This window comes from Methylomonas sp. HYX-M1 (assembly GCF_040741385.1).
Taxonomy (GTDB): Bacteria; Pseudomonadota; Gammaproteobacteria; order Methylococcales; family Methylomonadaceae; genus Methylomonas; species Methylomonas rhizoryzae.
On the sequence record NZ_CP160405.1, the window covers coordinates 1,010,157 to 1,031,605 of the forward strand.

27 protein-coding genes are annotated in these 21,449 nt (G+C 51.3%); 21 read left to right on the forward strand and 6 right to left on the reverse strand.

Annotation, left to right across the window (positions count from 1 at the left end; translation table 11 throughout):
• Positions 1-64: 64 nt before the first annotated feature.
• The 21 genes from serA to AB0A83_RS04830 all read left to right on the forward strand — a co-directional run bounded on the left by serA (position 65) and on the right by AB0A83_RS04830 (position 17,757).
• Positions 65-1,648 carry a phosphoglycerate dehydrogenase gene (serA, locus tag AB0A83_RS04730; protein ID WP_367155542.1) on the forward strand — a complete coding sequence of 528 codons (1,584 nt, stop codon included), beginning with the start codon at positions 65-67 and terminating at the stop codon, positions 1,646-1,648.
• Positions 1,645-2,286 (forward strand): HAD-IB family phosphatase, encoded by a 642-nt coding sequence (locus AB0A83_RS04735; RefSeq protein WP_150047162.1) that lies wholly within the window; start codon positions 1,645-1,647, stop codon positions 2,284-2,286. Before serA ends, AB0A83_RS04735 begins: the two co-directional genes overlap by 4 nt.
• Before the next feature lie 64 nt (positions 2,287-2,350).
• Positions 2,351-3,106, forward strand: coding sequence for a YebC/PmpR family DNA-binding transcriptional regulator (locus tag AB0A83_RS04740; RefSeq protein ID WP_150047164.1), 756 nt, complete (start codon positions 2,351-2,353; stop codon positions 3,104-3,106).
• 24 nt (positions 3,107-3,130) lie between these two features.
• Positions 3,131-3,628, forward strand: a complete 498-nt coding sequence (gene ruvC, locus AB0A83_RS04745; protein ID WP_150047166.1) for a crossover junction endodeoxyribonuclease RuvC — start codon at positions 3,131-3,133, stop codon at positions 3,626-3,628.
• Positions 3,625-4,230: a Holliday junction branch migration protein RuvA gene (gene ruvA, locus AB0A83_RS04750; protein ID WP_150047168.1), complete on the forward strand. Its 606-nt coding sequence runs from the start codon at positions 3,625-3,627 to the stop codon at positions 4,228-4,230. The genes ruvC and ruvA overlap by 4 nt, the downstream gene beginning before the upstream one ends.
• On the forward strand, positions 4,227-5,264 hold the full coding sequence (gene ruvB / locus AB0A83_RS04755) for a Holliday junction branch migration DNA helicase RuvB (RefSeq protein WP_150047170.1): 1,038 nt from the start codon (positions 4,227-4,229) through the stop codon (positions 5,262-5,264). Before ruvA ends, ruvB begins: the two co-directional genes overlap by 4 nt.
• A 17-nt stretch (positions 5,265-5,281) precedes the next feature.
• A complete protein-coding gene (ybgC, locus tag AB0A83_RS04760) occupies positions 5,282-5,677 on the forward strand; it encodes a tol-pal system-associated acyl-CoA thioesterase (protein ID WP_150047172.1) in 396 nt (131 codons plus the stop codon).
• Complete coding sequence (tolQ, locus tag AB0A83_RS04765; RefSeq protein ID WP_150047174.1) at positions 5,678-6,355, forward strand: protein TolQ; 678 nt, start codon at positions 5,678-5,680, stop codon at positions 6,353-6,355.
• A 44-nt stretch (positions 6,356-6,399) separates the two neighbouring features.
• Positions 6,400-6,807: a protein TolR gene (gene tolR, locus AB0A83_RS04770; protein WP_332095530.1), complete on the forward strand. Its 408-nt coding sequence runs from the start codon at positions 6,400-6,402 to the stop codon at positions 6,805-6,807.
• 13 nt (positions 6,808-6,820) lie between these two features.
• Positions 6,821-8,467, forward strand: a complete 1,647-nt coding sequence (tolA, locus tag AB0A83_RS04775; RefSeq protein ID WP_367155543.1) for a cell envelope integrity protein TolA — start codon at positions 6,821-6,823, stop codon at positions 8,465-8,467.
• Positions 8,468-8,488: 21 nt separating this feature from the next.
• A complete protein-coding gene (gene tolB, locus AB0A83_RS04780; protein WP_367155544.1) occupies positions 8,489-9,772 on the forward strand; it encodes a Tol-Pal system beta propeller repeat protein TolB in 1,284 nt (427 codons plus the stop codon).
• A 41-nt stretch (positions 9,773-9,813) separates the two neighbouring features.
• The gene (gene pal / locus AB0A83_RS04785; protein WP_150047183.1) at positions 9,814-10,383 is read left to right on the forward strand and encodes a peptidoglycan-associated lipoprotein Pal; all 570 of its coding nucleotides are present in this window, start codon (positions 9,814-9,816) and stop codon (positions 10,381-10,383) included.
• The gene (ybgF, locus tag AB0A83_RS04790) at positions 10,380-11,216 is read left to right on the forward strand and encodes a tol-pal system protein YbgF (RefSeq protein WP_150047185.1); all 837 of its coding nucleotides are present in this window, start codon (positions 10,380-10,382) and stop codon (positions 11,214-11,216) included. Before pal ends, ybgF begins: the two co-directional genes overlap by 4 nt.
• Before the next feature lie 6 nt (positions 11,217-11,222).
• Complete coding sequence (gene queE / locus AB0A83_RS04795; RefSeq protein WP_150047187.1) at positions 11,223-11,867, forward strand: 7-carboxy-7-deazaguanine synthase QueE; 645 nt, start codon at positions 11,223-11,225, stop codon at positions 11,865-11,867.
• Positions 11,857-12,555 (forward strand): 7-cyano-7-deazaguanine synthase QueC, encoded by a 699-nt coding sequence (queC, locus tag AB0A83_RS04800; protein WP_367155545.1) that lies wholly within the window; start codon positions 11,857-11,859, stop codon positions 12,553-12,555. Before queE ends, queC begins: the two co-directional genes overlap by 11 nt.
• Before the next feature lie 73 nt (positions 12,556-12,628).
• A complete protein-coding gene (locus AB0A83_RS04805; RefSeq protein ID WP_150047191.1) occupies positions 12,629-13,249 on the forward strand; it encodes a chemotaxis protein in 621 nt (206 codons plus the stop codon).
• A 31-nt stretch (positions 13,250-13,280) separates the two neighbouring features.
• A complete protein-coding gene (locus AB0A83_RS04810) occupies positions 13,281-14,009 on the forward strand; it encodes an MBL fold metallo-hydrolase (protein ID WP_150047192.1) in 729 nt (242 codons plus the stop codon).
• Positions 14,010-14,112: 103 nt separating this feature from the next.
• A complete protein-coding gene (gene miaB, locus AB0A83_RS04815) occupies positions 14,113-15,474 on the forward strand; it encodes a tRNA (N6-isopentenyl adenosine(37)-C2)-methylthiotransferase MiaB (RefSeq protein WP_150047193.1) in 1,362 nt (453 codons plus the stop codon).
• On the forward strand, positions 15,468-16,463 hold the full coding sequence (locus AB0A83_RS04820) for a PhoH family protein (RefSeq protein WP_150047194.1): 996 nt from the start codon (positions 15,468-15,470) through the stop codon (positions 16,461-16,463). Before miaB ends, AB0A83_RS04820 begins: the two co-directional genes overlap by 7 nt.
• On the forward strand, positions 16,460-16,921 hold the full coding sequence (gene ybeY, locus AB0A83_RS04825; RefSeq protein ID WP_150047195.1) for an rRNA maturation RNase YbeY: 462 nt from the start codon (positions 16,460-16,462) through the stop codon (positions 16,919-16,921). Before AB0A83_RS04820 ends, ybeY begins: the two co-directional genes overlap by 4 nt.
• Positions 16,918-17,757 carry an HlyC/CorC family transporter gene (locus AB0A83_RS04830; RefSeq protein WP_150047196.1) on the forward strand — a complete coding sequence of 280 codons (840 nt, stop codon included), beginning with the start codon at positions 16,918-16,920 and terminating at the stop codon, positions 17,755-17,757. The genes ybeY and AB0A83_RS04830 overlap by 4 nt, the downstream gene beginning before the upstream one ends.
• 35 nt (positions 17,758-17,792) lie before the next feature.
• Here AB0A83_RS04830 and AB0A83_RS04835 read toward each other — a convergent pair whose 3' ends face one another.
• From AB0A83_RS04835 to AB0A83_RS04860, 6 genes are all read right to left on the reverse strand, one after another.
• Complete coding sequence (locus AB0A83_RS04835) at positions 17,793-18,368, reverse strand: nitrogen fixation protein NifQ (RefSeq protein WP_150047197.1); 576 nt, start codon at positions 18,366-18,368, stop codon at positions 17,793-17,795.
• Positions 18,369-18,458: 90 nt separating this feature from the next.
• Positions 18,459-18,809 (reverse strand): 2Fe-2S iron-sulfur cluster-binding protein, encoded by a 351-nt coding sequence (locus tag AB0A83_RS04840; RefSeq protein WP_150047198.1) that lies wholly within the window; start codon positions 18,807-18,809, stop codon positions 18,459-18,461.
• An 18-nt stretch (positions 18,810-18,827) separates the two neighbouring features.
• The gene (locus tag AB0A83_RS04845; protein ID WP_150047199.1) at positions 18,828-19,115 is read right to left on the reverse strand and encodes a 2Fe-2S iron-sulfur cluster binding domain-containing protein; all 288 of its coding nucleotides are present in this window, start codon (positions 19,113-19,115) and stop codon (positions 18,828-18,830) included.
• 175 nt (positions 19,116-19,290) lie between these two features.
• Positions 19,291-20,571 (reverse strand): FprA family A-type flavoprotein, encoded by a 1,281-nt coding sequence (locus tag AB0A83_RS04850; protein WP_150051798.1) that lies wholly within the window; start codon positions 20,569-20,571, stop codon positions 19,291-19,293.
• On the reverse strand, positions 20,568-20,993 hold the full coding sequence (locus tag AB0A83_RS04855) for an ArsC/Spx/MgsR family protein (protein WP_150047200.1): 426 nt from the start codon (positions 20,991-20,993) through the stop codon (positions 20,568-20,570). Before AB0A83_RS04855 ends, AB0A83_RS04850 begins: the two co-directional genes overlap by 4 nt.
• Before the next feature lie 5 nt (positions 20,994-20,998).
• Positions 20,999-21,277 (reverse strand): 4Fe-4S dicluster domain-containing protein, encoded by a 279-nt coding sequence (locus AB0A83_RS04860; RefSeq protein WP_150047201.1) that lies wholly within the window; start codon positions 21,275-21,277, stop codon positions 20,999-21,001.
• Between the last annotated feature and the right edge of the window lie 172 nt (positions 21,278-21,449).

Genomic DNA, 21,449 nt, shown 5'->3' on the forward strand with positions numbered 1-21,449 from the left:
TGTTTGTTCCATAGCTATACCTCTGTAAAATATTGCACAATTGACTGTGGCCTAGGGTGACACGATGAAAAGAATCCTTATTTCCGACAAACTGGCCGATGATGGTATTAATTTTTTAAACGCGCAAGAAGGAATTCAAATTCATATACAAACCGGGGTGTCGGAAGTCACGCTTTGCGAAATCATACCTGACTTCGATGCGTTGTTGATTCGCAGCGATACTCAAGTTACCGCTAAGGTATTGAAAGCGGCTAAGTGCCTCAAAGTGGTGGGAAGGGCCGGGATTGGCGTCGACAATGTCGATTTAGAGGCGGCCATGGAACAAGGCGTCATTGTAATGAACACCCCGGATGCGAATGCTGTCACAACCGCAGAGTTGGCCATCGCACATATGTTTTCTCTAAGCCGGAATTTGCCGAGCGCCAACTTGTCGGTGCGTCAAGGGAAATGGGAGCGTAGCAAATTGATGGGTGCCGAAATTGCCCATAAGACACTGGCAATTTTGGGTTTTGGCACAATAGGCCGCATCGTAGCGCAACGCGGCAACGGTTTAAGTATGCGGGTGATCGCGTACGATCCTTATGTGGCGCCGGAAATTTTTGAAAAATATGCAGCCGAGATGGTGGATTTGGATGCTCTGATCAGGCAAGCCGATTTTTTGACTCTGCATTGTCCCTTGTTAGAAAAGACGCGTAACATCATCGGCATGAAGCAGTTGGCAATGATGAAAAAAAGTGCGAGGCTGATCAACTGTGCGCGTGGAGGATTGGTCGACGAACAGGCTTTATTCGATGCTTTGAACGAAGGGCGAATCGCCGGGGCGGCATTGGACGTGTATGAGCAAGAGCCTCCCAAAGACTCTCCGTTGTTCAAGCTGGACAACATTGTGTTTACCCCGCATCTGGGCGCTTCCACCAAGGAAGCGCAAGTGGCGGTTAGCGTGGAAATCGCTCGACAAGTCGTGAAATTCCTGCAGACCGGGGAAGCGGTCAATGCCTTGAATTTGCCGCGGATGACCGCAGAGGAGTTGAAACAGGCGCAGCCCTTTATGAACTTGGCGCGTACGCTGGGAAAAGTGATGGTGGGCTTGATCGATCAACCTATCCATAAATTGGAGGTTTCAGTTTACGGCAAAGCGGCTTCCTGCAAGATTCGGGCAATTTCGGACGAGGCTTTGATCGGGTTGTTAGCCGATAAGTTGTCCACCCCGGTTAACCGGGTCAATGTGGACGGTATAGCAAAGCGTCAAGGTATAACCTTACATGAGTCTCAGGCTGAGGAAGCGGAAGGTTATCAATCGCTGATCAAGCTCACCGGATATTGTGGTGACGGGATATTAAGCTTGTCCGGTACCTTATTAGCGGACCATCATCCGCGTCTGGTCAGTATTGATCAATTCGAAATCGAAGTGGTGCCTGAAGGCGTGTTATTGTTTACCCGTCATACCGATAGGCCGGGAGTCATCGCGGCGATTAGCTCGATATTGGGTAGTTGTAATATAAACATTACACGCATGGCGGTGAGCGTTGCGGATGGTGAGCAGTTGGCGATGATGGCTATTGGCGTATCCGATTTATTAGACGGGAAATTGCTGCAATCCGTTTGTAGCGTTCCTGCAGTTCATAGTGCAAAGCAGATCAAATTATGAGTTTTGAGGTTGTTTGTTTCGATTGTGACAGTACGTTAAGCCGCGTTGAAGGCATAGACGAATTGGCGCGTCGCAACGGTTTATTCGAGGAAGTCTCGGCATTAACCGATAAGGCGATGAATGGCGAATTGGCTTTAAACGAGGTCTATGGCAAAAGACTGGAGCTTATCAAGCCGGATCAAGCGGCAATCGACTGGTTGGCGGATTTGTATATTGCCGAAATGGTGGATGGGGTGGCCGAAACCGTAAGCACTTTGTTAGCCAACGGCGTAGGCGTACACATTATTAGCGGTGGCTTGCGTCAGGCGATTTTACCGCTCGCGGCGCGTCTGGGTATTCCCGACGAGAATGTTCATGCCGTGGAGTTGCTGTTAAGCGAAACCGGTCAGTACGTCGATTACGTGCGCCATTCTCCGCTAGCGGTTAACGGCGGAAAGGCGCGGATTTGCCGACGATTGAAAATGCAGTTTAGAGCGCTTGCTATGGTAGGTGATGGAAAAACCGATTTAGAGGCGAAAGAAGCGGGTGCGTTTATGATAGGTTTCGGTGGCGTAGTAAGTAGACCTCTGGTACAAGAGCAAGCCGATGTGTTCGTAACCGATCGATCGTTGACGGCGGTATTGCCCCATGTGTTGTAACAAGAACTCGAAAAAACCGCTAGGGCAATGATAAAATTCAAAATTTACAGTTAAGAGAGAGACAATGGCTGGGCATAGTAAATGGGCGAACATCAAACATCGTAAAGGCGCGCAAGACGCCAAGCGCGGCAAGATTTTCACCAAGCTAATCCGTGAAATTTCCGTTGCCGCTAAAAGCTCAGGTGGAGGCGATCCGGCCAATAATCCCGCTCTACGCACTGCGATCGATAAAGCCTTGGGTGTCAATATGAAGCGTGACACCATCGATAACACCATTAAAAAGGCCACGGGAGCACTGGATGGCGACAATTTCGAAGAAGTTCGATACGAGGGCTACGGACCCGGCGGTACGGCTGTGATGGTGAACTGTTTAACCGACAATCGTAATCGCACCGTCGCCGAAGTCAGGCATGCCTTCTCCAAACATGGCGGAAATTTGGGTACCGACGGTTCCGTAGCGTATATGTTTCGGAAAGTCGGTATCATAAGTTTCGGTAACGAGATTAACGAAGATGCGTTAATGGAAGCGGCTATGGAAGTCGGTGCCGAAGATATTGTCAGCAACGACGATGGTTCCGTGGATATATTCACGGCGCCTGAAGATTATTTGAACGTGAAAGAGGCTCTAATTGCCGCAGGCTGGGTTCCCGAGAACAGTGAAATTACCATGCATGCGGATACAAAAACCGAACTGGATGCCGAGGCAGCGGAAAAAATGCTCAAACTGATCGATCGCTTGGAAGACTTGGATGACGTTCAAGACGTCTATACCAACGCCAATATTAGCGATGAGATTATGGACGCCGTTGCTGCCGGCTGAGTTCGAAACTGCATACGTAAGGCTTTGAGTAGAATTCTTGGGATAGATCCCGGTTCTCGAATAACAGGATACGGTGTTTTGGAACCCACATCGGGCGGCATCCGATACGTAGCAAGCGGGTGTATTCGCATTCATGCCGAAGACTTTCCGTCCCGGCTGAAGCAAATATTCGATGGTATCAGCGAGATCATTGCCTTATACCAGCCGCGGCAAATGGCTATCGAACAAGTGTTCATGCACAAAAATGCCGATTCGGCATTAAAGTTGGGACAAGCACGGGGGGCCGCGATTTGCGCAAGCATGAATCAAAGTCTGCCGGTTTTCGAATACGCGGCTCGACAGGTCAAGCAGGCTCTGGTGGGTAACGGAAACGCCGATAAACACCAAGTACAGCACATGGTAAAAATTCTGTTAAGCATCAGGGGCGATTTGCAAATCGATGCCAGCGATGCATTAGCCATTGGTTTGTGCCACTTCCATTACCAGCAAACCGCTCAGCGATTAGCCGGGGTTATCTCTTGATTGGTTATTTACGCGGCCAGGTAATTCAAAAATCCCCGCCGCAATTGCTTTTGGAGGTACACGGCGTCGGTTACGAAATCGAAGCGCCTATGACCACGTTTTACGAGTTGCCGGCCGTGGGCGAGCAAGTTTGCTTGCATACTCATTTGGTTGTTCGGGAGGACGCCCATATTTTGTTTGGTTTTAGCAATCTGGCGGATCGCACCCTATTTCGCTACCTCATCAAAGTAAATGGGGTTGGGCCGAAATTGGCCTTAACCATTTTATCCGGCCAAAGTGCCGAGGAATTTCAACGTTGCGTGAGCGATAGCGACATTAAAGCCTTGGTGCGCTTGCCTGGAGTTGGCCAAAAAACTGCGGAAAGGCTGATCGTGGAAATGCGCGGTCGTTTGCCGGCGTTTTCCAGCGTGCACGGCTCAGGGAGTTCTCTCGTTTCCGCAAGCGAGACGCAGCCGAGCCATGCTAAGCAAGAAGCAATCAGCGCCCTATGTGCGTTGGGCTATAAGCCGCAAGATGCCAATCGGATGATACAGGCGGTTGCCGGCGACGAGTTGAGTTGTGAAGACATGATTCGCCAAGCTCTGAGAGGAGCGGCCAAGTGATTGAAAGCGATCGTTTGCTGACGGCTCATGGCGTCAAAGACGAAGAGCGCCTAGACCGAGCAATTCGCCCCAAGCGTCTCAAAGATTATGTCGGCCAACGCGAGTTACGGCAGCAGATGGAAATATTCATTCAGGCCGCTGTGAGCCGTTCGGAAGCGCTGGACCATGTGTTGATCTTCGGGCCGCCGGGCTTGGGCAAAACAACGTTGGCTAATATCGTGGCTGCGGAAATGAACGTGAGCATACGCCAGACTTCCGGGCCTGTGCTGGATAAAGCCGGCGATTTGGCCGCCTTATTGACCAATTTGCAAGCACACGACGTATTGTTTATCGACGAAATCCACAGGTTGAATCCGGCCGTAGAAGAAGTGCTATACCCGGCTATGGAAGACTATCAGATTGATATTATAATAGGCGAAGGTCCTGCTGCTCGTTCCATAAAACTTGATTTGCCGCCATTCACCTTAGTCGGTGCGACAACGCGTGCCGGTTTGCTGACATCCCCGTTACGAGACCGCTTCGGTATCGTCCAGCGTTTAGAGTTTTACAGTATAGAAGAGCTTTCCGACATTGTGTGCCGGTCGGCGGCCATGCTGGGTATCGCAATCGATAAGTACGGCGCCGAAGAAATTGCCAGACGTTCGCGCGGTACGCCGCGAATCGCAAACCGGCTGTTGCGTAGGGTCAGAGACTATGCCCAAGTCAAAGGGAACGGACAAATCAGCGATAACATAGCCCGGCAAGCGTTAGAAATGTTGAAAATCGATAAGCATGGTTTCGATATGTTGGATCGTAAATTGTTGTTGGCGATGCTCGAACATTTTGACGGCGGGCCGGTGGGTTTAGATACGTTGGCTGCAGCGATCAGCGAAGAACGCGGTACGGTAGAAGACGTTTTGGAACCCTTTTTGTTACAGCAAGGTTTTATCATGCGAACGCCACGCGGCAGGGTTGTTACGCAAAAAGCATATGATCATTTTGGTTTGAACCCGCCAGGGCGCCCACCTGCAACAGAGGACTTATTTGATCGTTAATGGATTTGCCGAAACGCATGAAGACATTTAATTGGCCGGTTCGCGTTTACTACGAAGATACCGATGCCGGCGGAGTGGTATTTTACGCGAACTATTTAAAGTTTTTCGAACGCGCCCGTACTGAAATGTTGCGGCAAGCGGGCTTCGAGCAAGACAGACTGATGGTAGAACTGGGCGTCCTCTTCGTGGTGCGCTCGGTTGGGGTCGACTACTTAAAGCCTGCCCGATTCAATGATCAACTCGACGTCAGCGCCGGCATCGTTGAAGTCAAAAAAACCAGTCTTACCTTCGAACAAGCGGTCACGCGAAACCTGGACATATTATGTACGGGTAGTGTACGCATCGCGTGTATAGACGTGCGAACTATGAAACCCCAACCCATTCCCGTTGCCATTATGGAGCAGTTAACATAAATGAACGCTGATTTGTCGATTATCACGCTGGTTAAGGAAGCCAGCTTCGTTGTGCAGTTCGTCATGTTTATCTTACTTTCGGCGTCGATAGTATCTTGGACTTTTATATTCAGTAAGCGGCGCGACTTGAATCAAGCCATCGACATTACCGACGAGTTCGAAGACGAATTTTGGTCCGGCGTCGGCCTTGCGGAGCTTTATAAGCGCATGTCCGGCGATCGGTTCGACCCCGAGGGCATAGAAAAAATATTTTTAGCGGGTTACCGAGAGTTCGCGCGTATGCGGCAAAAAGGGGATGTCGAGCCGGCCATACAGGTAGAAAGTGCGCAAAGGGCCATGCGCATCGAGTTGTCCAGGGAATTGGATCGGTTGGATGAAACTTTGCCGTTTTTAGCAACAGTCGGTTCTACCAGCCCCTATATCGGCTTGTTCGGTACGGTATGGGGCATTATGAATTCGTTTCAGGCTTTGGGCGAAGTCAAAAATGCTACGTTGGCCAACGTGGCGCCCGGCATTTCCGAAGCGCTTATCGCTACTGCTATTGGTTTATTTGCCGCAATCCCGGCGGTAATCGCTTATAACCGGTTTTCCACGCGCTTGGACCGGTTGGCCGGACGATACGAACTGTTCATCGACGAATTCGTCGTGTTATTGCAAAGACAGGCGCACAGCAAATGAATGTAGCGAACAGTAATCGTCGGTCACGGAAACGCCGTGCGCCTATGGCTGAAATTAACGTTGTTCCGTATATCGACGTTACCTTTGTGCTTTTAATCATCTTCATGATCACCGCACCTTTAGTCCAGACAGGCGTAGACGTCGATTTGCCGCAAGCCGAGGCGGAATCGGTCGATTTGCAAGATCAGACTCCGGTGATCGTATCGATCAAAAAGGATGGTAGCTTTTACGTTGATATTGGCAATGGCGACGAAGAAGCCGATACCCCGGTAGACGAGGATGCTTTGCGAACTCGGGTAGCAGCGGTGTTTCGCAATAATCCCAAAGCTCAGTTATATGTGCGCGGCGACCACGAGGTCGATTACGGCAGTATCGTAAAAGTGATGGTCGAATTGAAAAAAACCGGTGCGCCCAAAGTCGGTTTGATGACATCGCCGCCGCCCGAACAATGATTTGCCGTGGATTATGAGAAAATTCGGACCTTCGCTAGTGTTGGCCGTGCTGTTGCACGTGCTCATTTTCGCCGTTTTTTTATTGAGTTTTAATTTCAGCGCTGAGCCCGAAACGGCGCAAATCTCTCCGGCCGACATTATCGAAGCGACTGTTTTGGACGGAGCGGAAATCGATGCCGAGGCGGAGCGCTTAAGGCAGGCGGAAGAAATCCAACGTGTAATGGAACAGCAGCGACAACAAGCCATAGAAGAGGCTCGAAATAAAGAGCAGCAAATGTTGGAGCAGGCTAAAGCTCAGCGGGTATTAGAAGAAAAAAAAGCCCTGGAGCAAGCGGAAAAGTTAAAGCGTGAAGCCTTGGAGGAACGCAAGCAACAAGAACGGCTGGAGGCCGAGAGAAGACAGGAAGAGCAACGATTAGAAGAAGCCCGGCAACAGCGGTTGTTGGAAGAGAAAAAGGCTAAACAAGCGGCCGAGGTCGCAGAAAAACAGCGGCAAGCCAAATTGCTTGCTGAAAAGCAACGAGCTGAGGAGGCGGCACGAGCCGCTGCGGAGGCTAAAGCAAGAGCCGAACAAGAAAAACAAGCTGCACTGCTAGCTGAAAAAGCTAAGCAGGAAGCGCAAGTCAAGGCGGAAAAAGCGGCAGTTGAAAAAGCCGAACAGCATAAAAAGGAAAAACTGGCCGCAGAAGCAAAGGCTAGAAAAGAGGCTGAGGCGAAAGCGGAGGCCGAGGCAAAAGCGGAAAGAGAGCGTTTGGCCCTAGAGACTGCCGCCAAGGCGAAGGCCGAAGCGGCGGCTAAAGCCAAAGCGGAGGCAGAGGCTAAGGCTAAAGCCGAAAAAGAGAAATTGGCTGCCGAAGCTGCCGCCAAGGCAAAAGCCGAGGCGGCGGCTAAAGCCAAAGTGGAGGCAGAGGCTAAAGCCGAAAAAGAAAAATTGGCTGCCGAAGCCGTTGCCAAGGCAAAGGCCGAGGCGGCGGCTAAAGCCAAAGCGGAGGCGGACGCCAAGGCTAAAGCGGAAAAAGAGAGACTGGCTGCCGAGGCTGCCGTCAAGGTAAAGGCCGAAGCGGCGGCTAAAGCCAAAGCGGAGGCGGATGCCAAGGCTAAAGCGGAAAAAGAGAGACTGGCCGCCGAGGCCGCCGCCAAGGCAAAGGCCGAGTTAGCGGCTAAGGCCAAAGCGGAGGCGGAAGCCAAGGCTAAAGCGGAAAAAGAGAGACTGGCCGCCGAAACTGCCGCCAGGGCAAAGGCTGAAGCCGAAGCTAAAGCCGAGAAAGAGCGTCTAGCCGCGGAAGCAGCCGCTAAAGCTAAGGCGGAACAAGAAAGGCAAGCGGCAGAGGCCGCTGCTGCGGCCAAGGCTGAACAAGAGCGTCAAGCTGCGGCGGCAGCCGAAGAAGCACGTATTAATCAATTGATCAAAAATAAAACCGAGGCGGCTTGGATAAGACCGATGAGTGCTGCAGCCGGTCTGAAGTGCGCAATTCAGGTAAAATTACTACCTGGCGGCGATGTCATGGATGCCGTCGTGGTCGAAAGTAGCGGCGATCCCGTATTCGATCGATCTGCGGAAAATGCGGTCAGAAAAGCAACGCCTTTACCGGTGCCGCAAGACAAAGTGTTGTTCAATCAAAAATATCGCGTGTTCAAATTGATATTCAATCCTGGTTAGGTATTACACGGAAAACTTGCAATGAAACTATTCGCAAACATATTCTGCATTAGCGTTCTGATTTTGATATCCGAATGTGCAAGCGCGGAAGGGCTCACAATAGAAATTACCAAAGGCGCGCAAACGGCGGTGCCGATCGCCATCGTGCCCTTTGCACAACAAGGCAGCATAGGCAATGTCAAGCTTTCCGATGTGATCGATTCGGACCTGGCCGGCAGCGGTTTTTTTAAAACCTTGGCCGAGGAAGATATGCTCACTCAGCCAAGCGAGCCTGACAAAGTCAATTTTCGCGATTGGCAAGCGCTGGGCCAGGATTACTTGACAATAGGTCAAATCCAGGGCAACGGCAATAGCTTCAACATCGAATTTCACTTGTTCAACGTTCATAACGGCCAGTTATTGATGGGTTATCGCCTGACTGTCGGTCCCCAAGAGCTGCGGCGCGCGGCCCACCATATCAGCGACTTGATTTACGAGAAACTTACCGGGCGTAAAGGTGTTTTCAACACGCGCATCGCCTATGTGACTAGTGCGGCGCGCGGAAGCGGCAAGCAATACATGCTGCAAGTGGCCGATGCCGACGGTTACAATCCCAGGACCATAGCGGAGTCGCCGGAACCTATCATGGCGCCGGCGTGGTCGCCCGATGCCAGCAAAATCGCTTACGTATCGTTCCATACCAAGCGCTCGGCTATATATGTGCAGACTTTGGCGAACGGGCAGCGGGAAAGCGTTGCCGCATATCCCGGAATCAATGGTGCGCCGGCGTTTTCGCCTGATGGCAGTAAACTGGCAATTACCTTGTCCAAGGACGGTAGCCCGGATATTTACGTATTGAATTTGGCTACGCGCGGATTAACCCGGTTGACCTCCGGTTTGTCGATTGATACCGAGCCGACCTGGTCGCCCGACGGCAGTTCCATTGTGTTCACTTCCGACATGGGCGGAAAACCGCAGCTTTACAGCATTCCGATTTCGGGGGGCAGAGCGACTCGCTTGACATTTCAAGGCGACTACAACGCTAGGGGACGATTTTCTCCGGACGGCCGTAGCTTGGCGATGGTCAACGGCAGCGGCGGGCGTTACCGGATTGCCGTGTTGGACTTGGCTTCTCGCACGACGACCTTGCTAAGCGAGGGTAACTTGGATGAATCTCCGAGTTTTGCGCCGAACGGGGCGATGATATTGTTCGCGGCAAACCGTGGCGGACGTTCGGTATTATCAGTAGTCGCTAGCGACGGCGCGATGCAGCAAAAATTGGATTTCCAAAGCGGCGGCGTCCGCGAACCGGCCTGGGCCCCTTAACCTTATTTTTATTTGACTTAGCAAAATTTTGGAGACGAAGTATGAAATTCAGTAAATCTTGTTTGGCCTTGGCAATGCTGGCGGTATTGGCGTCCGGTTGCGGTTCGACGGACGAAGAAAGCAGTTTCACCGAAGGGCAAGGTAGCGACGCTTCGACCAGCGGTTATAACAACGGGTCAATGTCCGGTAGCCAATTCGGCAACGGAGACGGCTATTCGTCCGGATACGGTTCGGGTTCCGGCAGTAATTTGGGCCCGGAGTTTAGCGACCCGAACAATCCTCTGTCCAAACAAGTCATCTACTTCGAGTTGGATAGCAGCCAAGTCAAACAGGAATTCGTTCCGGTCGTTGCCGCACACGCTCAGTATTTGGCCTCGCATCCGAATCAACACGTGATTTTGGCCGGCCATGCCGATGAACGCGGTTCCAGCGAATACAACATCGCTTTAGGCGAACAGCGCGCTAAAGCGGTGGAGCGCATGATGCGCGCGCAAGGCGTAACCGCCGGCCAATTGGAAATTGTCAGTTACGGCGAAGAAAAACCGGCGTCCGCCGGCCATGACGAGTCGGCCTGGCAAATGAATCGTCGGGTCGAAGTAGGCTATCAATGAAAAAAAACGCACTTCTAATGCTGTGCGCAAGCATCGGAGTTAGCGCCGACGCTTGCGCGGTTCAGCCTAATAGCGATGCTTATGGCAATAGCGTTAATTACGCGGCACCTGCCGAATCGGCGAGTGACAGCGCTGTTTTCGAGTTGTTAGGACGTTTGGAACAACTGCAATTGGAAGTGCAGCAACTGCGCGGCATGGTGGAAGAGCAGGCGCAAACTATCGCCGACTTGGAACGCAAGCAAGGCAATATGTATTCCGATTTGGACGAAAGATTACAGTTGCTTTCCGCCCAACCGGCATCCGCTCAAGCTTTAGCAGCGCAAACGCCGAATCCGGTAGTTGCCGCTCCGCCGGCGGCGGAGGCCAGTCAGCCGTCGCCGCAAGCTGTCGCTCAGGCTGCGGCCGCACAACCGGCAGCGGTTAGCGAAGCGCCTAAATCCGCGCCCGCGCCGTCAGCCAGTGAGCAAGACCGTTACAAAGAGGCTTACGATACCCTGCGCAACGGTCATAATGGTCAGGCAATTCAAATGCTGCAAGCTTTGTTGGCCGATTTTCCGGCCGGCGCTTATAGCGATAATGCGCAGTATTGGTTAGGGGAGGCCTACAAAATCGAGCGCGATTACGATAAATCCCGTCTAGCCTTCGCCAAAGTAGTCAGTAATTACCCGAATAGCAGCAAAGTTCCGGATGCCTTGCTGAAATTGGGTTATATCGAAATCGAACAACAAAATCCCGCAAAAGCCCGCGACTATTTGACGCGGGTGACTACCGGTTACCCCGGCACTACCGCTGCGCATTTGGCGGCCAAAAAACTGGCTCAACTGCCGCAATAAGCAGCGATGTCCATTTCGCTCCGTATCACGGAGATTTTTTACTCTTTGCAAGGTGAAGCGAATACGGTCGGAATCCCCACCGTATTCGTGCGCTTGACCGGTTGTCCGTTGCGCTGTGCCTATTGCGATACGGCCTACGCGTTTAACGGCGGCGAACGAGTGCCGTTAGCCGACATTGTTGCTCAGGTTAAAGGGTTCCGTACAAAATATGTGACGGTGACCGGCGGCGAGCCGTTGGCCCAGCCCGGATGCAAGGAATTGCTGCGAACCTTGGCGGATGAAGATTATTTGGTCTCACTAGAAACCAGCGGTGCTATCGACTTATCCGGAGTCGACGGACGCGTGGTTAAGGTGATGGATTTAAAAACCCCGTCATCCGGGGAAATGCACAAAAATTTGTACGGAAATATCGAGCACTTGACGCAACAGGATCAGGTGAAATTTGTAATTGGCGATGACTCCGATTACGTTTGGTCCAAGCAACAGTTGGTCGATTTTAATCTTTCGGGTCGTTGTCAGGTCTTGTTCTCGCCGGTGATGGGAATGATGTCACCCACCGAATTAGCGGACCGGGTATTGGCGGACCAATTGCCCGTGCGCTTTCAAATTCAACTGCATAAGCTACTCTGGAACGATGCCCGTGGAAAATAAGCTAACGGCTAAGTCCGCTATCGTTTTACTGTCCGGAGGATTGGATTCCATTACAGTATTGGCCGGTGCACAACGGCAGGGTTACCTCTGTCATGCGTTAAGCTTTAATTACGGTCAAAGGCATAACGCCGAACTGGCTGCGGCTAAGCGTATCGCTCACCAGTATCAGGTGCAGTCGCACAAGATCATCGAATTGGGCTTGGGCAATATTGGCGGCTCGGCTTTGACGGACCCGCATATCGATGTGCCGCTGACCCCGCAGTCAGGTATTCCTGTCACCTATGTGCCGGCTCGCAACACCCTATTTTTGGCGTTTGCATTAGCTTGGGCCGAAGTTTTGGAGTTGCAGGATATCTTCATTGGAGTGAATGCGGTGGATTACTCCGGCTATCCGGACTGCCGCCCGGAATTCATTCAAGCGTTCCAAACCATGGCAAATCTTGCGACCAAAGCCGGCGTCGAAGGGCGGGAAATCCGCATTCACACGCCGTTAATCGATTTAAGCAAGGCGCAAATCATTGCGCGCGGGCTGGCGTTGGGCGTTGATTATTCCGCTACCGTATCGTGTTATGCGGCCGATGCGGACGGTAGAGCTTGCGGTAGTTGCGATGCCTGTCGCTTACGCAAGGCTGGCTTCGAGGCTTTGGAGCGGCCGGACCCAACTCGTTATCAGTGCAACAATTCTTAACGGCAGCCGTGCAGGGCTCGGATTTGTGGATTATGCTTAATCGCGATCTACAAATCGAAACGGAACCTGCGTCATGCAAATCAATCATGAGAAATCCCAATTTATTGCGGTAGCGTCCATTGCGGCCGAATTAACCTCGGTAATGGAAGTGGCCAAAGAAATTTCATTGGCTGCCGCGAACGCCAAAGCTATTGCCTTTCGAGCCGGGGAGAAGGCCAAAGGTTTTCAACCGATTACCGACTACATCAACGAGCTGGCCAAAGATGCGATGGATCTGGTTACCCGCATCCACGAGCACGCTACCCAACTGTACCGAATGACGGTAAGCGAACACCGCATGACCTACACGAGTGCTCAATTGCAAAAAATAGCCGCCGCGGTTGCGACGACCAAAGCGCCCTATGCGTACTCGTTAGCTGAACCTATCCGCCGGTTCGAAGAAAGGCGTAAGGATGAATATTTTGCTTTTGTCGATCAGGCTAGTGGTTTGGTGATGCAGCTGACCGAGATCATGTATCCCGCCCGGGCGGCACGGGTAATCGCTGCGAATTCTCGAATCGAGGCTTCTCAAGCGGGAGAATATATGCAAAGTCTGCAGGCAGTAGCCGAAAGTGTCGATAACGCCGCGCAAGTTATTAACGATAAAGTGCATAAATGCCGTAGCGCGTTAGGCTTGATCACCAATACTCACTAGTATCCAGTCAGACGAAGAGGTAAACAACACAATGAAATCGACCAAAATTTATGAAGGCAATTATCAATGGATAATGTTTGGTAGAGATCCGCACAAGCCTCAAAAGCTTATCGATACCAATCAATATATGATTCGCACCGACAAGCGTTGTTTGCTGATGGAGCCCGGTGGCGTGGAGCTGTTTGCGCCGATGTTGTCGGCGGTGCTGCATTATGCACCTGTCGAGGAAATCACCGATTTGTTTGCGTCGCACCAAGATCCGGATATCGTATCCTCCTTGGGTTTATGGGATCAGGTGTTGCCTAACGCTAAACTGCATGCCCCGAAAATTTGGGAGGGTTTTATTCGGCATTTCGGCTGTGAAAATATCGACTATGTCGGCATTCCGGATCATGGCGGCACTATTAATCTGGGAGCTTTAGAGATTGAATTCATTCCTGCACATTATTTGCATGCGACAGCGAATTTTCATGTTTACGATCCGCAGGCAAAAATTTTGATGTCCGGTGACGTGGGGGCGTCGCTGGAGTCAAACGAGTCTCCTTTATTCGTAGAAAATTTCGAAGCGCATATCGAAAAAATGCGATATTTTCATCAGCGTTGGATGCCCTCTAATCAAGCTAAACGTGCATGGATAGAGCGTGTGCGTGGCTTGGATATCGACATCATTGCCCCCCAGCACGGCCGAATGTTCAAAGGCGACGATGTCAAGCGCTTTCTGGAATGGTTCGACGGTTTACAAGTTGGTATTGCCGTATAAAACAAGCATTTGCTGCGAATAATGTTTATAATTGCGCACCAATAGCCCTCGTCGAGAGACGGGGGTTTTTTGTTAGACAGTGTTTTGGAGTGTCTCGTCGCACATGGCGCAAAAGCTTTACATACAGACAAACGGTTGTCAGATGAACGAATACGATTCCGACAAGATGCGGGACGTATTGCAGGCCTCGCACGGCATGGAGTTTACCGAAAATCCGGAGCTTGCCGACGTATTGTTGTTGAACACGTGTTCGATTCGGGAAAAAGCGCAAGAGAAGGTGTTCTCGGCAGTAGGCCGCTGGAAAAAAATCAAAGACAAACGCCCTGACGTGATTATCGGCGTGGGCGGTTGCGTAGCCAGTCAAGAAGGCGCAGCGATTCAACAGCGCGCACCTTATGTCGATATCGTCTTCGGTCCGCAAACCTTGCATCGCTTGCCGGAATTGTTGAATCAGGCGCGCAATGGGGTTAAACACGTCGTCGACATTTCGTTTCCGGAAATAGAAAAGTTCGACAATTTACCCGAGCCACGGGCAGAAGGGCCTAAGGCTTTCGTATCGGTGATGGAAGGCTGCAGCAAATATTGCACTTATTGCGTAGTTCCTTATACCCGCGGCGAAGAAGTCAGCCGGCCGCTTGCCGATGTCGTTGCGGAAGTCGAAACCTTAGCAAAACAAGGCGTCAGGGAAGTCAATTTGCTGGGACAAAACGTAAATGCGTACCGCGGTGTTCTACCGGACGGCGAAATTGCCGGTTTCGCATTGCTGCTGCATTTTGTTGCAGCGGTCGACGGTATCGATAGAATTCGGTTCACGACCTCGCATCCCCTGGAGTTTACCGATGACATCATCGACGCGTTCGCCGAAATTCCGAAATTGGTCAACCATTTACACCTGCCGGTGCAAAGCGGCAGCGACCGCATATTGGCGGAAATGAAGCGCGGCCATAAGCGGGCGGATTATTTGGAAATTATGCGCAAAATTAAGGCGGTGCGTCCCGGAATTTCGCTTTCCTCCGACTTTATCGTCGGGTTTCCGGGCGAAACCGATCAAGATTTCGAGGACACTATGTCGCTAATAGAAGAAGTGGGCTACGACTTTTCCTATAGTTTCATATTTAGTGCGCGGCCCGGCACCCCCGCCGCCGAATTTCCGGATAGCGTTGCCATGGATGTGAAAGAGCAACGCCTGCAACGTTTGCAGCAGCGTTTGGCGGAAATGACGCTGGCGATATCCGAGAGTATGGTAGGTTCAGTGCAAAGCGTTCTGGTGGAAGGTAAGTCCAAGAAAAATCCGCTGCATTTGACCGGGCGCACGGAAAACAATCGAGTCGTTAATTTCGCGGCACATCCGCGTCTGATCGGTCAGTTCGTCGACGTGCTGATTACCGAAGCGCTACCCAATTCTCTACGCGGCCGGATAGTGGAATCTTCGCTTGACGGCATAGTGGCTAAGGTTGCATGTTGAACACAGCCGAATTCACTCAAGAAATCACGTTATTACCCGCCGACATTCAGCGCTTATCCAACCTATGCGGTCAGTTGGATGTGCATTTAAGGCAAATCGAACAAAGGTTGCATGTCGATATTTCTAATCGCAGCAATCGTTTTCAAATTACCGGCATAGACGCAGCGGTAAAGGCGGCTTGTGCAGTGGTGCAAAAATTGTTCGAGCTGGCGGAAAAAGAAGAAATTACTCCGGAACAAGTCCACCTCAGTTTGCAGGACGCCAATATCGATCAATTATTGGCTGCGGATTCCGGAACGAAAACGGAACCGGTTGCCATCAAGACTAAGCGCGGCTTCATTAAAGGACGCGGGCACAATCAACAGGACTATCTGCGTAAAATTCTGACTCACGACATTAATTTCGGCGTAGGTCCGGCCGGTACCGGCAAGACCTATTTAGCGGTCGCCTGCGCGGTGGAAGCCTTACAAAATGAATATGTCAGACGTATCGTGCTGGTACGCCCGGCAGTGGAAGCCGGGGAAAAATTGGGCTTTCTGCCGGGCGATATGGCGCAAAAGGTAGACCCTTATTTGCGTCCGTTGTACGATGCCCTGTACGACATGTTAGGTTTCGAACGGGTCGAAAAGTTATTGGAAAAAAACGTGATAGAAGTTGCCCCCTTGGCTTTTATGCGGGGTAGAACGCTGAACGATTCTTTTATTATCCTGGACGAAGCGCAGAATACGACGACCGAGCAAATCAAAATGTTTTTGACTCGCGTCGGTTTCGGTTCCACTGCGGTTATTACCGGCGATGTCACCCAAATCGATTTGCCCAGCGAAAAGATGTCCGGGTTGAAGCACGTATTGAAAGTGTTAAAAGACGTAGAGGGTATTAGTTTCACGTTTTTTGGCGTAAAAGACGTGGTCAGGCATCCCTTGGTACAGCGCATCGTCGCGGCATACGACCGCTACGAACAACAGGAAGCGTCCCGCTCCAATCCATGAATTTCCTAGAAGTACAAATTGCAACCGAATGCGCGAATATTCCGGGCGAGCAGCAGTTCCAATACTGGGTGGATACGGTGTTGAGCGACGCAACCCGAGATAGCGAAATTGTGATTCGTCTGGTCGACTTTGCCGAAAGCGCCGAATTAAACCAACAATTTCGGAATAAAACCGGGCCGACCAATATCTTGTCTTTTCCTTTCGAGCCGCCGGCGGAAGTCGAGTCCGATTTACTCGGCGATTTGGTAATCTGTGCCCCGCTTATTGCCGAAGAAGCCTTGCAGCAACATAAACCCATTGACCATCATTGGGCCCATATCACCGTACACGGTATACTGCACTTATTAGGTTACGATCACATCGCAGAGCAGGACGCCGAGGAGATGGAGGCCGTGGAAGTCAGAATCTTAACAGTATTGCATATCCCAGATCCCTATCAGGAAGCGAGTACGCCATGAGCGACGGTATCCCCCCGACGAGTCAATCCCATCAGAAAAGCTTATTGGAAAGAATCAGTCATTTTTTGACCGGAGAGCCGCAGGACCAAGAAGATTTGTTGGAAATTCTGCGGGAATCGGAAGAAAAGCATTTATTGGACGCCGATTCGTTGGCGATGATCGAAGGGGTGATGCAGGTTTCGGAGTTGCGGGTCAGAGATATTATGATCCCGCGCTCGCAAATGGTGGTGGTACCCAGAGAAGCCGAGTTAGAAACTATTTTCCCCTTGGTCATCGAGTTTGCCCATTCCCGGTTTCCGGTGATCGAGGAAGACCGCAGCAAGGTTGTCGGTATTTTGCTGGCTAAGGATTTGTTACCGCATGCTTTACGCGATAAAACCGCTAAAGTGGAAGACATCATGCGTCCGGTCGTAGTCGTGCCGGAAAGCAAGCGCTTGAACGTATTGCTCAAGGAGTTTCGTACCGAGCGCAATCATATGGCTATCGTGGTCGACGAATACGGAAACGCCGCCGGATTGGTCACAATAGAAGACGTGTTGGAACAAATCGTCGGCAAGATTGAAGACGAACACGACGACGACGATACCAAGGAATATATTTCGCAGCGCAGCGAACGGGAGTTTATCCTGAAAGCATTAACGCCGATTGTAGAATTTAACGACTATTTCTCTGCGGATTTGGAAGACAACGATTGCGATACGGTGGGTGGATTAATCTTGCAGCGATTAGAGCATTTTCCAAAAAAAGGCGAGAAGGTGGAAATAGACGATTTCGTATTCGAAGTTCTACGCGCCGACAACCGTCGCGTTCACTTGCTAAGGCTTAAGCTCAAATAAGCCGCATGATTCAACTTGTTTGTATCGCATTATTGCTATTCCTCGGAGCCAAAGCAGCTTGAGTAGTCGTGGCATACTTCGCAAGACGGAGCGCGGCATACGTATAAACCTTCCGTTTCGCACAATTGTTTATATAAAAACTTTTTCCATTTCATATCCCGGCTATTATGCGCGGCCAATTCCGGAAAATTGTGTTGAAGCATAGCCGTTAGTTCTTTTCGGCTCCATAAGCCCAAATCCTGCCAAAGATGGTCGCTGCCCAAGCAGGCCGCCACGATAATCGTTATCAAAAATTCCGTGACATTGGATTGTTCCCTTGCATACTGACGCAGCAAGTGTTCCAGGTCTTGCTTTTCCAGCATGCGGCTGAAATCCAACGATTTGCCGGAAACTGCATAGTCGGCCAGTGGATAGGCGGGAAACAGGCTAGACGAAAACTGTTCGAATTGTTCGCCAGTCATGCCCAAGGCATCGGGCAATACACCGTCGCCGACCAGCCAGCTCGCCACGATTTGCGCCAGCCAGTGGCTATTGGCGGAGGGTTCGCAGTGGGCGATCAATTCCGCGTAATAGTGTTCTCGAGTATACGAAGCGAGTGCGGGTATAGACATGATGCGGTTCCCCTTCGGTTGGAAATGCCGCACCGGTGACGCATGGGTATGCTGCAAGGCCAGTGTGACATTTTTTACGTGCAGGTTAAGTTAGTATTGAACGCGGATATCTTCGTCGCGCACGATCATTTGGCAGGCTAGGCGCCAATCGGTCGGCAAATCGTCGACAGCCATGGTGTCGATTTGCTCTTGAGTGATTTTGCCGAGTTCCTTCAATACAGTCTTTTCCTTATCGGTCAAAGGACCGCCCATGCGCTGATTTTTCTTGTCGATGCTGGAAACCTGCACGATGCAGGTGCCGCACTCCCCGTCCTCGCAAGAAAAGTTAATGGGGATTTTGTTTTCCAGCGCTAACTTCAGCACGGTTTGAGTATGGCTGCCGGCAACGGCGTAAACCGTTTTGTCCCGGTATTCCGGACTGGTAAATGTAATTAAAGCCATGATGAGTACCTCTAAACGTTATGCGGGTTTGACGCAGATTTTGCCGCCTAACACCTGTGCTTGGCAGGCTAAACGGTTGTGTTTGCCGGCCATGTTTTCCCTCAGAATTTTGTCTTCCAATACCGAAGGCTCGCTGAGATGATTCCAGCCTTCGGTCACTTTCATCAAACAGGTGCCGCAGTCGCCTTCGCGGCAGCCGTAGGTAATGCCTGAACCGACTTTTTCGGATATTTCTATTACCCGAGTTCCAGCCGGAACGGTTACGGTCACACTTATATCTTCAAACGTAATGGTCGCTTTCGCCATTGATAACACTCCGTAAATAATAACAAGCACGAAAATAACCGACTCCGCGGTATCTTCGTTTGGTTTTCGCCCCAATTTAGCGGCGATAAATACCCGCTTCGTACCGAATGCGGGTGACCCGCGCGTCAAGTGCGGGTTTGGTCTTCGGACTCGTCTAATTCAGAGTCGGAAGGCCTCACATCAGGTCTGAAATATCGAGAGTTTTGGCGGCTCTGATGCCCATCAGCTCTTGGGCAAGCTCGAGGCCGAATGCTTTACACTCCACGATTTCCGCGTCGGTAGGGATCAACTTAACTCGGAGTCCGGGTACCGGAACTCTTAACTTCAAACCTCTCAACCGGTCTTCGACCAGTCTGACGCCTTCGCCCGTCCATCCGTAAGAGCCGAATACCCCGCCCAGCTTGTTTTTCAAGTTGACGACGGTTAACGAAGACAACAAATCCCAAATCGGCTTGACGGCATCGCCGTTAATGGTCGGCGTGCCTAGCACCAAACCGTCCGCTTCTTCGATTAAATCTACGAATGGAGAGACTTCGCCGCCTTCCAGGTCGTACAAAGAAACCCGGACTTCAGGTACTTGCATGGCTCCCTGGTAAATGGCCTCCGCCATGCGGCGGGTGTTGCCGTAAGAGCTGATGTAGAAAATCAACAAGGATTTTTGCTGGGGACTGATTTCGCTATGCAGCGCGGGGCTGGACAACTGCCGGTAACGATTGATGTATCGATCGGGGCGGTCGCGTAATATCGGCCCGTGGGTAGGGGCGATCAGTTTGAGCGGCAAGGGTTCGATCAACTCCAGGGCGTGCAGTACGTATTCTTTAAACGGGCGCATGATATGCGCGTAGTAGTATTCGAACGAAAAGCGGAAATCGCCAACCTGATCGTTGAATAAACGTTGGTCGCAAAAGTGGCAGCCGAAGACGTCCCCGGAAAACAAGGTTTGTTCTTCCGGTACGTAGGCGCATTGGGTATCCGGCCAGTGCAAGTAAGGGGTGTGCAAAAAATGGATGCTGCGATCGCCTAGCGAGACAAAATCGCCGGTTAACACCGGTTTGTAGCTCAACTCGTCCTGTTTGAGCAGGCCTTTTAACATCGATTGCGCCTTTTGCGAGATGAACAGTTGCGCCTGCGGCGCGCGGCGCATCAGTTCCGGAAGTGCGCCGGTATGGTCGGGCTCCAGATGATTGAGGACGATGACTTTGATTTCGGAATAGTCGGCGATGCTTTCCAAGCGGGCAAAAAAGTCGCCGGCAAAGCCTTCTTTAACGGTGTCGACCACTGCAACGCCGGTACTGCCACGGATCACATAGGCGTTGTAGCTGGTACCGTTAGCGGTTCTCAAGATAATATCGAATGTGCGCAGATTAGGGTCCAGCGCACCGACCCAATGGACGCGTTCAGACAATGCTACCGCTTGAGGGGCCCCTGCGGCATTTGTCAATATGGCGGCGTTCATGGGCTGCATGCTTGTTGCCTATGTTGCCGGGTACAGGTTTCCGGATCGTTGGCGTCCCGATTCGTATCCAAACCCAGCCACGCGTCTATCTGTTCCGCCTCGAATCCGGCGCGCCGTTTGCCGTCGACTTCCAGCAGCGGGCGTCTGATCAAAATCGGGTCTGAGACCATCAATTCGATTGCTTCCGGTTCGCTCAGAATATCGGGATTGATGGCACCGCTTTTAATCGCCGGTGCGCTTCGGTTAAACCATTCCTGTACCGGCATGGAGCCGAAGAATGAACGCAATTTAGCGCGATCTTGTTTCCAAGGTTGCTGAAGTAGATCGTACACTATCAGCAAATGTCCGGCTTTGGACAAGAGTTGCTTTTGCTTGTTGTTGTTTATACAACCGGGCTTTTCATAAAAATGCACTATTGCCATAACAATTAATGCGCTTGCAATGCTGCCATGGCCTCCGCCATTTTTTCCGGTGGAATGCCGGTCAGCGAGCCGGGCGGATTGATTTCCATGCCTTTGGCATCCAGGATTGCGCCTTCGATCGGACAAATCGTTGCGCATTGCGGCGTATCGTAATCGCCGTCGCATTCGGTGCATTTTCTAGGGTTGATCAGAAAATGTGCCTCGGCTTTGTAGATGGCTTTGCTTGGGCACAGAGGTTCGCAGGCGTAGCAATTAACGCAGGTATTGATAATCTTTAAAGCCATGACATCACCTTAACTTGTTCTTTCGTTTTTAATTAAAGTGGCAGGCCGGCTTGCTTATCCATAAGCCAGCCTGCCGACGAGTCCATCTGCGCTATGCATCGATCTGTTCGAAAAGGTGCCTAAGGCTATTCTTTTCGAAGCCGGCTAGGCGGGGTGCCTAGCCGGTTATCGA